This window comes from Streptomyces spirodelae, from assembly GCF_017676385.1.
In the GTDB taxonomy this organism is placed as follows: domain Bacteria; phylum Actinomycetota; class Actinomycetes; order Streptomycetales; family Streptomycetaceae; genus Streptomyces; species Streptomyces spirodelae.
Window position 1 is genome coordinate 15,999 of sequence record NZ_JAFFZN010000026.1, and the last position, 16,641, is coordinate 32,639.

15 protein-coding genes are annotated in these 16,641 nt (G+C 71.8%); 7 read left to right on the forward strand and 8 right to left on the reverse strand.

Annotation, left to right across the window (positions count from 1 at the left end; all coding sequences use genetic code 11):
* Positions 1 to 33: 33 nt before the first annotated feature.
* From JW592_RS24730 to JW592_RS24740, 3 genes are read left to right on the forward strand one after another with little or no spacing between them, the layout of a single operon-like run.
* Entirely contained in the window at positions 34 to 603 is a 570-nt protein-coding gene (locus JW592_RS24730) for a GNAT family N-acetyltransferase (RefSeq protein ID WP_209267436.1), read from the forward strand.
* Complete coding sequence (locus JW592_RS24735; protein ID WP_209267437.1) at positions 600 to 1,319, forward strand: ABC transporter ATP-binding protein; 720 nt, start codon at positions 600 to 602, stop codon at positions 1,317 to 1,319. The genes JW592_RS24730 and JW592_RS24735 overlap by 4 nt, the downstream gene beginning before the upstream one ends.
* Entirely contained in the window at positions 1,316 to 3,034 is a 1,719-nt protein-coding gene (locus tag JW592_RS24740; protein ID WP_209267438.1) for a hypothetical protein, read from the forward strand. The genes JW592_RS24735 and JW592_RS24740 overlap by 4 nt, the downstream gene beginning before the upstream one ends.
* Positions 3,035 to 3,068: 34 nt before the next feature.
* Here JW592_RS24740 and JW592_RS24745 read toward each other — a convergent pair whose 3' ends face one another.
* From JW592_RS24745 to JW592_RS24755, 3 genes are all read right to left on the reverse strand, one after another.
* Positions 3,069 to 3,917 carry a metallophosphoesterase family protein gene (locus JW592_RS24745; RefSeq protein ID WP_209267439.1) on the reverse strand — a complete coding sequence of 283 codons (849 nt, stop codon included), beginning with the start codon at positions 3,915 to 3,917 and terminating at the stop codon, positions 3,069 to 3,071.
* Between the two features lie 120 nt (positions 3,918 to 4,037).
* Positions 4,038 to 5,258: a PP2C family protein-serine/threonine phosphatase gene (locus JW592_RS24750; protein ID WP_209267440.1), complete on the reverse strand. Its 1,221-nt coding sequence runs from the start codon at positions 5,256 to 5,258 to the stop codon at positions 4,038 to 4,040.
* 131 nt (positions 5,259 to 5,389) lie between these two features.
* Positions 5,390 to 5,890 (reverse strand): STAS domain-containing protein, encoded by a 501-nt coding sequence (locus tag JW592_RS24755; RefSeq protein ID WP_209267441.1) that lies wholly within the window; start codon positions 5,888 to 5,890, stop codon positions 5,390 to 5,392.
* A 479-nt stretch (positions 5,891 to 6,369) separates the two neighbouring features.
* Here JW592_RS24755 and JW592_RS24760 point away from each other — a divergent pair, with 479 nt between their 5' ends.
* On the forward strand, positions 6,370 to 6,792 hold the full coding sequence (locus JW592_RS24760; protein WP_209267442.1) for an ATP-binding protein: 423 nt from the start codon (positions 6,370 to 6,372) through the stop codon (positions 6,790 to 6,792).
* A gap of 92 nt (positions 6,793 to 6,884) precedes the next feature.
* Positions 6,885 to 7,409: a VOC family protein gene (locus tag JW592_RS24765; protein WP_209267443.1), complete on the forward strand. Its 525-nt coding sequence runs from the start codon at positions 6,885 to 6,887 to the stop codon at positions 7,407 to 7,409.
* A gap of 51 nt (positions 7,410 to 7,460) precedes the next feature.
* Here the strand turns inward: JW592_RS24765 and JW592_RS24770 are convergent, their stop codons facing one another.
* Positions 7,461 to 7,736, reverse strand: coding sequence for a Ku protein (locus JW592_RS24770; RefSeq protein ID WP_372446566.1), 276 nt, complete (start codon positions 7,734 to 7,736; stop codon positions 7,461 to 7,463).
* Between the two features lie 419 nt (positions 7,737 to 8,155).
* On the opposite strand from JW592_RS24770, the gene JW592_RS24775 reads away from it, so the two are divergent.
* Together JW592_RS24775 and JW592_RS24780 are read left to right on the forward strand one after the other, a co-directional pair.
* On the forward strand, positions 8,156 to 9,277 hold the full coding sequence (locus JW592_RS24775) for a polyprenyl synthetase family protein (protein WP_209267444.1): 1,122 nt from the start codon (positions 8,156 to 8,158) through the stop codon (positions 9,275 to 9,277).
* A 213-nt stretch (positions 9,278 to 9,490) separates the two neighbouring features.
* Positions 9,491 to 10,810, forward strand: a complete 1,320-nt coding sequence (locus JW592_RS24780) for a CapA family protein (RefSeq protein ID WP_229376778.1) — start codon at positions 9,491 to 9,493, stop codon at positions 10,808 to 10,810.
* A gap of 68 nt (positions 10,811 to 10,878) precedes the next feature.
* Here JW592_RS24780 and JW592_RS24785 read toward each other — a convergent pair whose 3' ends face one another.
* From JW592_RS24785 to JW592_RS24800, 4 genes are all read right to left on the reverse strand, one after another.
* Positions 10,879 to 12,045 (reverse strand): S8 family peptidase, encoded by a 1,167-nt coding sequence (locus JW592_RS24785; RefSeq protein ID WP_209267445.1) that lies wholly within the window; start codon positions 12,043 to 12,045, stop codon positions 10,879 to 10,881.
* Positions 12,042 to 12,956, reverse strand: a complete 915-nt coding sequence (locus tag JW592_RS24790; protein ID WP_307805532.1) for a hypothetical protein — start codon at positions 12,954 to 12,956, stop codon at positions 12,042 to 12,044. Before JW592_RS24790 ends, JW592_RS24785 begins: the two co-directional genes overlap by 4 nt.
* A 426-nt stretch (positions 12,957 to 13,382) precedes the next feature.
* Entirely contained in the window at positions 13,383 to 14,792 is a 1,410-nt protein-coding gene (locus tag JW592_RS24795) for an APC family permease (protein ID WP_209267446.1), read from the reverse strand.
* 283 nt (positions 14,793 to 15,075) lie between these two features.
* The gene (locus JW592_RS24800) at positions 15,076 to 16,539 is read right to left on the reverse strand and encodes a GntP family permease (protein WP_209267447.1); all 1,464 of its coding nucleotides are present in this window, start codon (positions 16,537 to 16,539) and stop codon (positions 15,076 to 15,078) included.
* Positions 16,540 to 16,641 lie beyond the last annotated feature (102 nt).

The window sequence follows — 16,641 nt, forward strand, 5'->3', positions numbered from 1 at the left end:
GCAGGACCGGCACCTGGTGAGAACATGACCGTCATGAGATCGACCGAACGTGTTGTCACTCCGGGCGAGAGCGACGGCGACGCCGTCATCGAGACGGAGCGGCTGCTGCTGCGCCCGCTGACGCCGCGCGACCTGGACTTCTTCGTCGAACTGCACAGCGACCCCGAGATCACCCGCTTCGTGCCGACGTTCACCAGGGAACAGGCCCGCGAACGGCTCGCGGAGATCGGGCGCCAGTGGAGCGAGCGGGGCCACGGGCTGTGCGCCGTCCAGTCGAAGGAGACGGGGGAGCTGATCGGCCGGTGCGGCCTCAACCACTGGGAGGTCTTCGACGAGGTGGAGGCGGGCTGGACGTTCCGGCGTGACCGCTGGGGACGCGGATACGCGACCGAGGCGGCCCGGGCCGTGGTCGAGTGGGGCTTCGACCGGCTGGACGTGGACTATTTCACTGCCATGATCGTGCACGGCAACTCCGCCTCCGCCCGGGTCGCCGAGCGGCTGGGCTTCGTGCCGGGGCGCCAGGACACCTTTCTGGGCAAGCCCGTCACCGTCCACATGCTCCACCGGCCGGGCCGCCACCGTGTCCGCGACGCCGACCGATGACGCCGCCCGGCACGGCGCGAACGCCGCGTGGCGGGGAGCCGCTGCTGCGGCTGTCCGGGGTGAGCCGGAGCTACGGCGAGCGGCAGGCCCTCCACCCGCTCGACCTCGAACTGTTCCCCGGCACCTGCACAGCGCTGTTCGGTCACAACGGTTCCGGTAAGTCCACGCTGCTGCGCCTGGCGTGCGGACGGGACCGGCCGACGACGGGAACCGCGCTGTTCGACGGCCGACCGGTGGACGAGGACGACCCGCAGGTGCGCGCCCGCGTGGCGGTCACGGGGGACACCGTCGCGTTCTATCCAGATCTGACCGTACGCGAACACCTCGAACTGATCACCGTTGCCCACGGAGTCGCCGCCGCCGACGGGTGGATCGGCCAGGTGCTGGCCGACCGGCGGCTGACCGACCACGCCGACCAGCCGCCCTCCGCCCTCTCCTCCGGCCAGACCCAGGCACTGCAACTGGCCGCCGCTCTGGTCCGGCCGCGCGATCTGCTGGTGCTGGACGAGCCCGAACAGCGGCTCGACCCGTCAGCCCGTACCCGCCTCGCTGAGCTGCTGCGCGGGGAGAAGGCGGACGGTGTCGCGGTGCTCCTCGCCACCCACCAGGCGGAACTCGTCCACGCTGTCGCCGACCATGTGGTCGTACTGGAGGACGGGAAGGTCCTCCTCCGGGGAGGGCCCGAGGTGCTGCACGAGCTGGACGGCGGCAGATGAGCGGGCCGGGCCTTCCGGACACCCAACTGGCCGACGCGGCCCCGGCGGAGCCCGGCGGCGCCGAGTGGACGGACGAGGACGACCGCACCCCCGAGACACTGCGCTGGCTGCGTGAGAGGCGTCAGGCGTACCGCAGACAGCGCAACCGCGACCTGGCCGTCACCGGCTACACGCTGCTGCTGTTCGCCGTCGGCTACGGCAGCACCCTGGGGTACCGCTTCGTCCAGCGGCTCGGGCACCTCACCGCGCGGGAGGAGACCGCAGAGGCCGTACGCCGCGCCTTTCCCGCCGTCCTGGTCCTGCTGGCCTGCGCTCTCGCGGTGTTCGCCGCGCGGGACGCACTCTGGCGCGGCCCCGTGCTGGTACCGCGCCACGAGGTGTCCTGGCTGCTGTCCCAGCCCGTGCGGCGGGAGCGGGTACTACGGCCCGCTTTCCGGCTGACGGCGGCACTGATGACAGCCGGCGGTGTGCTGGGCGCGGTCGGCTGCGCCGTGCTGCTCCGGCTGACGGGCCTGGCCGAGCTGGGGCCCGCACTGGGGTTGTCACTGCCGGCCGGGGTCTGTCTGCCGCTGCTGGCTGCCGCGCTCGGTCTCCAGGTGGAACGCAGCGGCCGGTGGGCGCGGTGGGTACGGGCACTGACGCCGTACGCCGTGCTGGTGCTGCTCCTGCTGGCCGGACAGGCGGCCTTGGCGGCGACAGGGCGGCGGTCGGCGCTCCTGGAGACGGTCGAGCTGTGGTCAGGACCGTGGGGCTGGGCGGCGCAGCCGGTGCTGCACGCCACCGGCGGGCGGGCCGGGAGCTGGCCGTGGGCAGTTGTCCTGCTGTGTGCCGGTACGGCGGCCGCTCTCGTGCACGCCTTCGCGGTGGCCGGCACCATCCCCACCCGACGGCTGCGCGCGCGTGCCGCCACGGCGGCGACCGTGGCCTCCGTGCTGTGGTCGGCCGAACTGCGCGCGGCGAAGCTGGCGATCGGCGAAGCCCTCGCGGACGGCGCGGCCGGGCCCCGGCGGCGGCTGCCGATGCCCCGCTCGCGGCGGCTCGTCGTCGTATGGCGGGACACCGTCGCGCTGCTGCGTGCCCCGGGAAGCGTGCTGAGCGCCGCGCTGTGGACCGCGGCGGCAGCCGGCACGGTGGGGCTCGCCGCCGCGCTGGACGGGGCGGCCCGTATCGCCTCACTCGCCGGGGCGCTGACCCTCGGCTGGTTCGCGGTCGGCAGGCTGGCGGAGACGGCACGCCTGGAGGCCGACGACATACGGCGCTCCGCCTGGTCGCCGTACCGCCTCGGCGCGCTGATGGTGCGGCACACCCTCGTGCCGGCGCTGGTGGGCGGAGTCCTCGCGCTGCTGGCGGCGGTCCCGTTCGCGCAGCAGGGCGGGGAGCGGGCGCTGCTGCTGATGCCCCTGTGCGCGCCGCCGTTCGCCGCTGCTGCGGTAGTGGCGGCGGTGCGCGGCCCGGTGCGTACGGACCTGCTGTCCCTGGGCCTGGTGACCCCGGCGGGCGACGCCAGCGTCTTCGTCTTCCTCGCCTGGTACGCCACGCCGTTCCTGACGACGGTCGGCTCGCTGACCGCCGCTGTGGGGCTGAGCGGTGTGCTGGATTCGGGGGCGCACGCGGGCGCTGTGCTGCGGCCGGTGTCGGCGGCTGTCGGGCTCACCTCGGCGCTGCTGTTCGCCGCCGTGCGCCGGGCGCGGAAGCTGCACCGGCAGGGCAGTTGAGTACCTGCCTCAGCTCCTCCCGTGCGTACCTGCCTCAGCTTTCGTGAGGCGTGGGCAGGATCTGCCGCAGCAGACCGCGCGGATGGCCCCGCCGCCGCCACTCCCGGGGATAGCCGATGGAGACCTCCTCGAAGCGGACCCCGTCGTGGTGGGTCGTGCGGGGGATGTGCAGATGGCCGTAGACGGCGACGGCCACGTTGTACCTGGTGTGCCAGTCCGCCGTCAGCTCCGTGCCGCACCACTGCGCGAACTGCGGATACCACATCACATCGGTCGGCTCCCGCAGCAGCGGCCAGTGGCTGACCAGTACCAGCGGGGTGTCCGGGTCGAGCGCTGCCAGCCGTTTCTCCGTCGCGGCCACCCGCTCCCGGCACCAGTCGTCCACGGCCGGGTAGGGATCGGGGTGCAGCAGGTACTCGTCCGTGCAGACGATGCCGGAGGCGCGGGCCCGGGCCAGCGACTCCTCCTTGGTGTGCGTCCCGGGCGCCCGGAAGGTGTAGTCGTACAGCTGGAAGACCGGCGCGATCAACACCTCGCCGTCAGGTCCCGCCCAGCGCTGGTAGGGGTCCTCCGGTGTCAGCACGCCCAATGAACGGCACAGCTCCACCAGTTGCGCGTACCGCTCGGCCCCGCGCAGCTGCACCGGGTCGCCGCGCGGTGTCCACAGCTCGTGGTTGCCCGGCGTCCAGATCACCCGGGCGAACCGTTCGGCCAGCAGCCGCAGGGCCCAGGCCACCTCTTCGAAGTGCTCGGCCACATCCCCCGCGACGATCAGCCAGTCGTCGTCGGTGTGCGGGCGCAGTGACTCGGTGACCGGCTTGTTGGCCGCCATCCCCACATGCAGATCGCTGACCGCGAGCAGCCGGCCCTGGCCGGACGTCATGCGGCTCCCCCTCCGTCGCCCTTCGGCATCCCCCTGGGTGCAGCGCCCCCAGCGCTTCCACCGTCCCCGTCCGCACCGACGATAACCGCAGCGTCCGACGGGCGCCGCCGATCCTCGGTGTCACTCCGGACGCGACCGGTCGTCCTTCCCTGGCCGTTCGGCGGCCGGGAGGCGTCGGAGGGTGAGAATGGCCAGGTCGTCCTGCTGGTAGGGGTGGGTGAAGGTACGGACGTCGTCGCGCAGTGCGCGGGCCAGCTCCGTGCGTGCGCCCTCACCGTCCGGCGCGGCCCTGGCCGCCAGTACCAGCTCGGTGAGGCGTCCGGCGAGCGGGTAGAAGGCACCGTCACCGTCCCGCGCCTCGGAGAGGCCGTCGGTGTACAGCAGCAGCGTCGAGTCGGGCGGGAAGTCGAACCCCGCCGCCGAACGCTCCTCGCCCACCAGTGACGCCAGCCCCAGCGGCACCCCTGTCTCCCCGAGCGGTACCTCGCACGGCTGCTCCGCCGCACGCACCAGAAAGGGCGTCAGGTGGCCGCAGTTGACGACCTGTGCGGCGTCCCGATCGAGGGGGCCGACCGAGAGGACGAGGGCGGTGATGAACCGCTCCGGCTCACCCGAGTGGCGGGCGTACGCGTTGTGGCGCACCACCGAGGTCTCCAGCGCGTCCACCAGACCCGTGAGCGTCGGCTCCCGGTGGGCTGCCTCGCGGAACGCGCCCAGTACGGCGAAGGCCGCGCCGACCGCCGACAGCCCCTTGCCCTGCACATCCCCGATCAGCACCCGGGTGCCGTAGGGGGTGGCGGCCACGTCGTAGATGTCACCGCCGAACAGCTTGTCCTCCTGCAGCGGTTCGAAGACCCCGTCCACCCGCACCTGATCGGTCACCTCCGGCAGCGGGTGCAGGATGTGCTGCTGGATGACGGCCGCGGTCGAGCGCAGCCGCAGCAGCTCGGTGTCCCGCGCGATGCGCCAGCGCGCCCCGAACACGGCGAGCCCGGCGAACAGCAGGGTGAGCACCAGGGTGATCACGTCGTCCAGGTGGTAGCCCGGCCTGCGCACGATCGAGATGACGGCGCCGGCTGTAGCCCAGACGGAGGCGGCCTGTGTCTGCCGTTCGGTGCCCACACTCGCCGCGATGGCCGGGAGGAAGATCAGCAGACCGACCAGCCGCACCTCGGACCCGGCCACCAGGCTCAGTCCGACCACCAGCAGGGTGAGGCCGAGGCCCCACAGCAGGAAGGCGCGGGTGGACAGCGCTTTGGGCCGCGGGTGTTCCACGATCTGCTGGGCCCGGTCGAAGGACTGCTGCGGCGGCTGCCTCACGGCCTGGTGCTGCTGCTCCATGGACGGTTCCTAGGGTGCGATGCTCCGAGGTGCGCTCTGCGGCCCTCCATCCTCACCCGCCGGGGCCCGCCGCCCGCCGCGACACCGCCGTGCACCGCTGCGCGGGCCTCAGGTGTCCCTGCCCTCGGACCTCAGGAGTCCCTGCCCTCAGGGTCCCGGGGGAAGTGCGGGTTGGCGTCCTTCTGCCAAGAGGTCTCCAGCGGCTCCGGACTGTGCAGCGGAATGTTCGGGTCCGCGCTCTCGGTGGGAGGCCAGTCGGGACGCTGGTCGGCGGGCAGGGAGCGGAGCGCCTCACTGACGCTGGAGAAGACGGGCAACATCTCTGTGCTCCCGGTCAGGGCGAGCACCGCGGCCAGCCGCCGCCCCACACAGGCGAGCAGCAGGCTGCCCTCCCTGCGCTGCAGCAGCCACCGCAGGGCGAGCAGGCAGTTGAGGCCCCGCGAGTCGCAGAAGACCAGAGCCGTCACATCCAGCACCAGGTGCCGGTATCCGGTGGCGATCACGGCGCCGATGCGGTCCAGATAGAACTCCTCGGAGCCGCGGTCCAGTTCCCCACTGAAGCGGATCACCGCGCACTCGTCCCTGACGGTGAGCGGCGTGATGGCCAGACGGTCGTTCTCCCGCGACCTCACTCCGCCTCCGTCCCCCGGCACGGAGCCGGTGCTCTGCGCGTCCCGCACGATGCGGATCTGCGGCCTTCCGAGTATCCCAAATCCTGTGTCCTCCCCGGGGCGCGCCGATCGCCTCCCCGGTGCCCCCTTCGCACAGTGATCGTACGTCCTGCCGCCCGGCACGGCGCCCTCTTCCTCCGGCTGTGGCGGCGCGTCCCTCCGTGCGTCGCCCCGGCGGATTCGGTTCCCCCGGTGATCGTTCATGGACGACCAAATGATCTGACCTTTCCTTGTCCGTACCATCCGGGCCGAACCATGCATGAAGACGAAAGGCCCGGGTAACTGACCCTGCAGCCGTTCGAGCGTTCACAAGGGGCACCGTTCAGCGGCCGGCGAGGTATTCGCACAGGGGCGAGACCTCGACGGAAGAGGAAAGACCCCCACATTCGTGGGTCTGGCCGCTTTCGGCGGCAACAGCCCTGCGGAGACGGGAGACAAGCATGGAACAGGTAGCGGCCCTCCGTGGTGAGGAGAGTGTTACAGCGGACACCGCGCGCACGCGTTATGTGCGCAGCAGTTTTCAGGCCCGCAGACTCACTCGGCACTTTCTGGCCACGGTCTCGCCGCCGCCCTCGTCCGAAGCCGCAGAGACCGTGCTGCTGGTCGTGTCCGAGCTGGTGACCAACGCCCTCCGGCACGGCGACGGGGTCCGGGACTTCCGGTTGAGCGCCGGGCACGGAACCGTCACAGTCGAGGTGGCGGATTCCAGTTCGGCGCTTCCCCGTGACCGCAGTCCGCAGGATTTCGCCGAGGGGGAAGGGGGCGGCTTCGGCTGGCCCATCGTCTGCCATCTGGCGCGGGATGTCACCATTCGGCTGCACCCCGAAGCAGGAAAGATCATCTGCGCGGACATTCCGCTGTAACGGCCCGGTGAGCGCCGCCCTCGCGCGGTGAACTCCCGTATGCGGTCCTGCTGTTCTCGCGTCATCATCGAGAACGAAAGGAGCGCGCCTGTATGCGTCATATACATGAGCCCCGGGGAATCGACCATGTCGGCGTGACCGTCCCCGATATCGAGGCGGCGAGCGAGTTCTTCGCCCGGGTGCTCGGAGCCGAAGTGCTCTACGACACGCTTCCCCGAGCGGAAGGTCCCAGAGGAGGCCGGGAGACCACCCGGCGGCTCGGGGTGCCGCCCGGCGCCGAGCAGGTCGCCGTGCGCATGCTGAGCCTGCCGCACGGGCCCGGTATCGAACTGTTCGAATTTCATGGTCCCCGGCAGCGTGCGGCGGCCGTACCCAGCGATCTGGGCTGGCAGCACCTGGCCTGCTATGTGACGGACCTGCCCGCCGCCTGCGCCGCCGTCCGGGAGGCGGGCGGCACCGTACTCGACCAGCCGCACGGGCTGCCCGGCCCCGAGGCCGGCGCCCGCAACCGGTTCGTCTACTGCCGCACCCCCTGGGACAGCACGCTGGAACTGCTCACGTACCCGGACCCGATGCCGTACGAGAGCCGGACGCCGCTGCGCCGCTGGACACCGTGATCCGCCGACCCACGACCGGTCACGGATGGCGGCCGGTCCGGTGCGGCCGGCTCAGGCGGCCTTGCCGGAGCCGCCCAGTGCTTCGAGCAACTGCTCCCGCTCCACTGTGACGTACTCGCCGTCGGCGACCTCGTATCCCTTGACGATGTCGTCGTACTCGACGTCCTTGCCGGTGCGCTCGTTGACGCGCTTGTTGCGCACCCGGTCGTTGGTGCCCCGCTGCAGCTGGTGGAAGTGGGTGGTGTGGTCCTCGGTCGCGGCGTACATCCGCACCGGAACCGTGACCAGCCCGAAGGTGATCACTCCCCTCCAGACCGGACGTGCCATCGCTTCTCCCGCCCTTCCTGTGCCCTGGCTGCTCCTCCGTGCCGCGAAGCGGCCACCTGCGGAAGCGGCCACTCTGTGCTGCGGACGTGCCGTGCGCCCCCTCGGTCCCGCAGGGCGCCGGCGCGTGCGCTCTCACTCTGGCCCCTGGTGTGCTCACCCGCATCCGGGAGCCGTGCGCTCTGGCTCCGGGTTGCACTCCTCGGGCGCCTCACACCTGCGCCTTCTCCCGCTCGGCTGCGCTCTGCTGCCCCCTGCCGCGCCGTGCCGCCCCCTGCGCCCCCGCGTGCTTCGTACTGGGCCCACCGAGCGGGAGTCACCGGGCACGGTGAGGGGAAAGCCGATTACTGAGAGCGCACCATTCCCACACGCTTCGCGCTGCTTGGCGCGCCTGGGCCGGAGAAAGGAGACGCCGCTCCGGTATGACGACTCACGACCTCACCGACGTCCCCGCCGCACCCTCCCTGCTGGCGTACGCGCACGAGCGGACCGAACCCGTGCTGAGGGAGGCAGTCGGGGCGCTGCAGCCCGAGCTGCGGCGGGTCTGCGGCTACCACTTCGGCTGGACCCGGCCGGACGGCAGCCCCACCTACGGCGTCACCCCGGGCCCGTACCCGCACGCGGCGCTCGCCCTGCACGCGGCGGGCGCCGGCGAGGCCGAGCGGGACGGCGGGCTCCCCGATGCCTCCACGGCCGCGGCACTGCCGGGGGCCGCGGCCGTGGAGCTCGTACACAACTGGGCCGCTTTGCACGACGACGTCATGGACGGCGAAGCACTGCGACGGGGCCGCTCCGCTGTATGGGCCGTCTACGGCACCGGCTGGGCCGTGCTGGCGGGGGACGCGCTGCTGGGCGCGGCCACCCGCTGCCTGCTGCTGTCCGGGGACCCTGGCGGTACCCGGGGAGAGGGCGCGGGGGGCGCGCGGGAGGAGGACGCGGGAGAGGCACGCGCCGTCGTGCTGCGACTGCTGACCCGTACGACCTCCCGGCTGATCAGCGGTCGCTCGGCCGAACTGGCACTGCGCCGCCGGGCGCCCGAGGGGATCAGTGTGGAGGAGTACGCGGCGGTCGCGGCGGCCCGCACCAGTTCCCTGCTGGAGTGTGCGCTGGCGGGCGGGGCGCTGCTGGGCGGCGCCGACGAGCGGGTCGTCGAGGCGCTGACCCGGGCCGGTCACCATTTGGGCATAGCCGTGCAGGCCGCCCGCGACATCGAGGACCTCTGGTCCGGTACGGGCCTGAGCGGCCGGCCCGTCATGAGCGGATTACGGGAGGGCGGGCCGAGCCTGCCGCTGATCGCGGCGCTGCGCGCGGGCAACCCCGCGGCACGCACTCTCGCCGAGTCTCTGGGTGGCGGCCCCGCCTGCCCGCCGCCCCCCGACGAGCTGGCCGACCTCATCGAGAACGCGGGCGGGCGCGCCGCGGCGCACGAGATCTCCTCCTGGCAACTTTCCGAGGCGTTCACTCAGTTGGACAAGGCCGAGCTGCCATCCGCGTCGCACGCCGCCCTTCGCGCGCTCTTCCGGCACACCGTCACCCGCGCGTGAGCGCGAGCGGCCCGGCTGAGCGGCCCGGGCTGAGCCGTCCGGGCGGGAGCTGTGGGCGTGTCGGACGATCGTCCGGGTGCACCTCGTAGGCCGTTCGGCGGTAGCCGCGGTGTGGCTGCGGGACAGAGGGGACGAGTCATTTACCAGTCCGTTAATCGGACTTATATGACTTTCCCTCCCACTCTCGGCCTGTCCCACCTCGGAGGAGCTCGAATGAGCAGCAGTCACCCCGCCCCCGGCCCCGCTCCCCACCGCACCGGTGTCCGCACCCGCACCGCCGCCCCCGTCGGCGCCCGCCCCCGAGGCCGTACCCGGGTCGGTGTCCGGCACGCGGCGGCCGCCGTCGCCCTCGCCGCGCTGCTCGGCGGCGTCACCGGATGCGGCGACGGCTCCCGTTCCGGGCGGGACGGCGGCCGGGCCGGACACGGCAGCGGGGAGCAGGCCGCGCAGGCGCAGGGTGAGCGCGGCGAGCACTCGCGGCGCGGGTTCTCGCTCTTCGCCACGGGAGACCTGCTGGTGCACGACTCGATCATCCGGCAGGCACGCGCGGACGCGGGCGGCTCCGGCTACGACTTCGGCCGTATGATCGCCGCGGCCAAGCCGCTGGCGCGCCAGGCCGACCTGGCGATCTGCCATATGGAGACCATCTACGGTCCCGACGGCGGGCCGTTCACCGGCTATCCGCTCTTCCAGACGCCACCGCAGCTCGCCCGCTCCGTCAAGGAGGCGGGCTACGACTCGTGTTCGACCGGCTCCAACCACACCCTGGACGACAGTGCCGACGGGGTCGGCCGCACCCTCAAGGCGATGGACGGTGCCGGTCTCAAACATGTGGGGTCGGCCCGGTCGAAACAGGAGCGCGGCCGTCCGGCCCTGCTGCGGGCGGGTGACGCCAAGGTGGCGCAGCTGTCCTACACCTACGGCACCAACGGCATCTCCCTGCCCGAGAACAAGCCGTGGCTCGTCAACCTCATCGAGCCCGAGCGCATCATCCGGGATGCCCGGGTCGCGCGCCGGGCCGGGGCCGACGTGGTGGTGGCCAGCCTGCACTGGGGCACCGAGTGGCAGGAGAGCCCGGACGAACTCCAGCGCTCCGTGGCCAAGAAGCTGACCGCCTCGCGCTCCCACGGGCGCCGGGACATCGATCTGATCCTCGGCACCCACGCACACGTTCCCCAGGCGTACGAGAAGGTCAACGGGACCTGGGTGGTCTACGGGATGGGCGACCAGATCGCCGGGAAGATGAACGACCCGCGCGGCAGCATGGGCACCGCGGCCCGGTTCCACTTCGTGCCGCCGAAGACGCGGCCCGGTGCGAAGGACAGCAAAGGCGGCAGCAGGCAGTGGACCGTCGACAAGGCGGGGTTCACTCCGTTCATGATGAAGACCTCGCCTCGGCACACGCTGATCAATCTCGCGTCCGAGAAGAGCAGGGGTGCGGGTGACCCCGCGCAGGATGAAGCGTACGAGACCATCCGCAAGGCCGTCTTCAGTCGAGGGGCCGAGGAGGACGGCCTGCGCATGCTCCCGTGAGCGCCCCATCAGGGGCGCGGGGAACTGCGAGAGCAACTACGGAGCACCCGCAGCCCACCCCGCACGCCTCACACAGGGGCACCCCCATGGCCGGCCGCTCCAGTGGCGGTGGGGCGGCGGCCGGTGCGGTTCACGATGATGGCGCCGACGACCATCAGCAGGCCCACGCCGGCCGCCGAGAGGCCGATTGTCAGCAGTGCCGTGTCCATCGGCGGGTGCTGGGTGGGCTTGACGTCCGTCGGGGAGGCCAGGAACTCCTCGCCCTTGTACTCGGTGGGGGAGGCGTCGTGAGCCGGAGGCTTCGACGCGGCGCGTACGGCGGCCGCCGCGTTGATCACCCCGTGGCCGACCAGCGGACTGTAGCCCCCCGGCGGGTGCTCCGCGGTCTCGGTGAGGATGGCCCGGATCTGGGAGGGCTTCAGCTTGTGGTTCTTGGCCAGCATCAGTGCCACCACACCGGAGGTGAGCGCGGCGGCGGGCGAGGTGCCGTTGACGGCTTCGTAGCCGCCGGTGTTCTTCGCGCTGACGATGCCGACGCCGGGCGCCGCCACCGTGTTGTACGTCCGCACGGTGGAGAACTCGGCCCGGCTGCCGCCCTGTTCGACGGCGGCGACGGCGATGACGCCGGGATAGCCGGCCGGGTAGGACGAGTCGTTGAGGACGTCGCCGTCGTTGCCCGCCGAGGCCACGACGGTCACACCCTTGTACGCGGCGTGGGCCAGGGCCTTGGTCTCGTCCTCGTTGAAGCTGGACCCGAAGGAGTCGCCGCCCAGCGACATGGAGATGACGTCCGCGCCGTGGTCGACCGCGTAGTTGATGCCCTGCGCGACGGGGCTGGGCCCGGTCTTCCAGTCGTCCGCGTCGTGCTCCTTCTTGTCGTCGATCACCCGTACCGACAGGATGTGTGCCTTCGGGGCGACCTTGAGCACATCGGACGCCATGGCCGTGCCGTGGCCTCCCCAGCGCGGATCTCCCGGCTCCAGGCCGTCCTTGAGGAAGTCGGGCCCGGTGGTCACCTTGCCGGCGAGGGCCGGGTGGTTCTTCTCCACACCGCTGTCCAGCACGGCGACCTTGATGCCCTCGCCCTTGGTGGTGCGCTGCGCGGCGGACAGGCCGAGGGCCCGCGCTTCCCAACTGGTGGGCGTGTCGGCCCGGGCGGGTGTCACGGTGGTCGCGCACAGCAGGGAGCTCAGTCCGGCCGCGGCGATCAGCGTGCCGAGGCGCCGGCGGTTCATGAGGTCTCCTCGTTCAGCAGGTCGCCCAGATGCATGTTCAGGTCCTCGGCGAGGGTGGCCGCCGCCTCCCGCCAGGGCATCCGGTCCGACTTGGCATCGAGCTCCGTCCTGCCCCAGTCGCCGGGCAGGTGGCCCGCCTTGCGGCCGTCGGTGGAACCGGCGGATACGGCGATGGCGTAGGGGAGGCCGGGCCCTGTGGTCTGCGTCCCGTCCGAGCCGTTGCGGGCGGCGTCCTTCCAGTCGGCGGCGACGGTGTCCGGTACCGGGAGGGCCTTGACGCCGTGGCTCGCGGTGTCCTTGTCCTTCTCCGCGTCGAAGAAGGAGCTCATGCCCGCCTCTGGATCGTCCGTCTTCGGCAGGACGATGAGTGCCACGGTGGCGACCAGGTTGCCCGTCGGGTCGGTGTAGGTGGCGCGCAGCACGGCCTTGCAGCCGCGCTTGTCCGCCTCGGCGGCCAGCGTTCCGGTCAACGCCTCGGAGCAGCCCGTCTTCTCGGATATGCCCAGGCGGTGCCACTCGGCGCTCTTCGGGTCGTCGGCGTCGGACTGGCCGGTCCGGGGCCCTAGCGTCTTGGGGAAGAGCTGGTCGACCGGCTTGTTGCGCCACATCACGGGGCCGTAGCCGGTGCGGTTGGGGATGTCCTGGTTCGCGTTGGAGAAGGTGTGCGCGGTCAGGGCGCCGCCCGCGAGGAGGGCCAGGGCGCCCACGACGCTGAGGAGGGCGGTGAGACAGTTGCGGCCGGTGTTCTTCTTCGGCCGGGGCGCAAAGGGCGCCGCGCCACCGCCCGGCATTCCGATGCCGGGCATTCCGCCACCGCCCGGCACCCCGCCGCCCCCGGGCATGCCACCGGGCATTCCGCCGCCGGGGAAGCCGCCGTTGGGATAGCCGCCTGGCGCGCCGGCCGGGGGCATCCCCGGCTGGAATCCGGGTGCGGCGCCGGGAGCGGCCCCGGGTTGCGGTCCGGGCGGGGCTCCGGGCGGACCAGGCGCCGCACCGGGTGCGGTGCCTGGCGGCACCGGCGGCGGCGCCGTAGGAGGTGGGCCGGGATGCCGCCCGGAGTCCCCGGCGTTCCCGGGACTTTCAGGCGGGCTCGGATAGGACATGGCTCCCCTCCTCGGTGTTCGGCGCCCCTGAGTACGGGCACGGAGCAGCGGGGGGAGACGTCAGCGCTCACGCGGTTCGACGCGTGTGCCCCCGCGTTCGCGTACGGAACACTATCGGCCACGTTTGGCGACAGGATGATCGATCCCCGGTCTCGCCTGTGTCACAGATCCGCAGGTCAGAACAGTTCCGGACATTCGAGACGGTTGTCCGCGCGCGAGGGGCGCCGCCTCCGTTCAGACGGGCTGGAGGGTTTCCGGCTGCGCGGCCGGCGGGGCCTGCTCGTCCTCGGGGACGGAGATGACCCAGTGCGTCCGGTGCCGCGGGCGCAGATACAGCGCCCAGTAGGCGACGGCGAGGGCGACGATGGTGCCCGTTATGGCGAGGCTCTGCGCGCTCTGCTGCCACAGCACCCACAGCAGGGCCGCCATCAGGAGCGCGGGGAGCGCCGGCCACAGCGGCATACGCCAGGCTGCCCGGTGCTTGTACGCAGCCCGGCGCGCGGCGAGGGCGCCGAGCGCGACGAAGACGTACATCCCGGCCACGGCCACCCCGGTGACCTCGCTCAGCATGTCCAGGTCGACGAAGCACAGCAGCGCGCCGGGTACGCCGACCACCAGTGTGGCCGCCCAGGGGGAGCCGAAGCGCCGGCCGAGCCGGGTCAGGGCGCGGTTGACCGGGGTGGGCCAGGCGGCGTCGCGTGCGGAGGCGAAGACGACCCGGGAGTTCTGGATGACCATCACGATCGCGGCGTTGACGATCGCCAGCGCGATGCACAGGCTGATGAACGTTCCGACGGCAGAGTTGCTCCACTGCTGCACCATGGCCGCGATGTCGCCGCCGGCCAGTGTGTGCAGATCAGGAGCGCCCAGGGTGATGGCGACCACCGGGACGATGACGACCGCGAACCCGATGCCGAGTGTCCACAGCACGGTGCGGGCCACGGTGCGCCGAGGGTTCTCCATCTCCTCGGCCAGATATACGGCGGTGGAGAAGCCCTGCAGGATGAAGAGCGCGGTGGCGAGCCCGGCGACGATCAGCCCGGCGGTGACCGGCGAGGTGTGGCCGTGTCCGCCGTCCATGACCGGGTTGACGAGCACCGAGGCGGGGCGCTGGGCGTGGGTGAAGCCCAGGAAGGCGACGATGGCGGCACCGACGACCTCCAGGGCGAGGAAGACACCCGTGATCCACGCGTTGGCCCGCAGGTCCAGCAGGCCCATGGCGGTGGAGAGCAGCATCACGGCGGCGGCCGCGAACCGTGGATCGAGGTCGATGACCGGGGCGAGGTAGTCCGCAGTGCCCAGCGCGATGATCGGCGGCACGATCATGACGACGATCAGTGACAGGACGAAGACCAGCCACCCCGCCAGCCTCCCCATCAGGGTGCCGACCATGGCGTACTCACCGCCCGAGCTCGGGATGAGAGTGCCCAGCTCGGAGTAGGTGAACGCGACGCCGATGCACAGCAGCGCGGCGACGGTGATGGTGAGCGCGGTCCCGGTGCCCAGGGTGCTGAACGAGTCCGGCACGATCACGAAAAGTGACGATGCCGGGGTCAGACAGGACAGGGTGAGCAGCGTACCGCCCACCACGCCGATGGAGCGGGTGAGTTTGGGCTTGCCGGGGTCTTCGAGCGTGTCGGTCATGCTGGTCCGTTCGTACCGTGCGTACTGGGCGGGGGAGCGGTATCGCCTCCGGTGGCGCACCGAGCGGTCGGTGCGGAAGGTGTGGACGCCGGAATCGCGTTCCGGTGAGCGCATACAAGCTGTTGCAGGGAAGCGGAGTCAAGACCTCCATTCAACGGAATCCGTTGCCTTGATGGCTCGCAACAACTGTTATAGGGGCTTTCGGTGCCATGTGAGGCTGATTCCGGTGCCCAAGGAAACCGAAGCCACGATCTCAGGGTTTTGCCGTCCTCTCACAGTCCGCTCACAGCACCAGGCTCATCGTCTGGATCAGGCCCAGCGCGATCACCGATGCGGTCGAGACGGTCACCGTCACTGTCTTCAACGCGCCCCGCGTCGTCTGGCCGAGCAGGCTCTGCAGCAGCCAGAAGGTGTTGCTGGTGGCGTGGATGGCGAACAGCGAGCCCGCACCCGCTGCGAGGGCGACCAGGACCGGCTCCACGTCCAGGTCCGGCACCACCGGGACCAGGACGCTCGCCGCTGTGATGGCCGCGGTGACGACGGAGCCGATGGCCATGTGCAGGAGGGCCGCGATCAGCCAGACGAGCGCGAGCGGCGCCCAGGTGCTGGTCGAGACGTGATCCTCTACCAGGTTCCCGAGCCCCACCGCGCCCACCACAGCGGCCAGCGACCCGCCCACGCCCCGCAGCACCAGGATCTGGCCGGTCTTCCGGTAGCCCCGCCCGAACAGCTCACTGACTGCGCCCCGGGGCAGCTGGCGCCGTGCGATCCAGCAGGCGCAGGTCAGCCCGGCGAGCAGCCCGACCACCGGGTCGCCGAGGAAGCCGAGGACGGGCGAACGCCACCCGGCTACCTCGGCGACGGCGCCGGTCGCGGTCATCGCCAGTGCGAGGAGCAGCGGGGAGAGCAGCAGCGGCAACGGTCGCGCCGGGGCGGCGTCCCGCGCTGCGGCCGCATCCTGCGGTGCGGACGCATCCTGCGGTGCGGCCGCATCCTGCGGTGCGGACGCATCCTGCGGTGCGGACGCGTCCGGCGCAGCGGCCGCGTCGCGCGCCGTGTTCGCCGACTCCTCGCTCGGCCTGGCCGGTTCACCGGGCACCGCGGCGCTCTCGTCCCGTTCGGGGTTCCAGAAGCCGTGCTTGACCAGTACGTCGAACAGGAGCAACGTCAGCACGATCGTCACGGACGCCAGTGGCAGGCCGTACAGCAGTATGTGGCCCAGCGAGACGCCCAGCAGCCCGGCCAGCGCGAGGGCGCCGACACCCGGCACCGAAAGGGCGACACCCACCTCCAGGCCCAGGGCCAGCGCCGCGGCCATCCGCGCCGGGCCGCCCCGGCCGATCCGCCCGCCCAGTGCTCTGGCCAGTGGCGCGGTCACCACCAGCAGCACATCAGTGAAGATGAACTGGAGGAAGGTGCCGATCAGTACGGCGAAGGCATAGGGCAGCGCCCGCCGGCCGAGTCTGCGCAGCAGCACGGCCATCAGCCGCTCGAAGGCGCCGAACGAGGCGAGCAGCGTGCCCAGCAGGACACCGAGCACGATCAGCAGCCCCACCTTGGCCATCAGGTCGCCGAAGCCCCTGTGGACGGTCTCCAGGGTCTGTTCGGGGCCGAGTCCGCAGACGATGCCGAGGTAGATGGCGCTGAGCACCAGCGCGAGCGCGGGGTTGAGCTTCGCCTTGAGAATGAGCAGGACCATCACGGCGACGGTGGTGGCCGTATGGACCAGGGGTGCCGCTTCTCCCATCCGGTACCTCTCTCGTCCGGGTGGCGGAACTGCGTACGAGTCCTTCGGGCCCCGTCCGCCGGCAGCCAGGGGGCCCGTCAACGCGGCACTCGTGACCGAGTC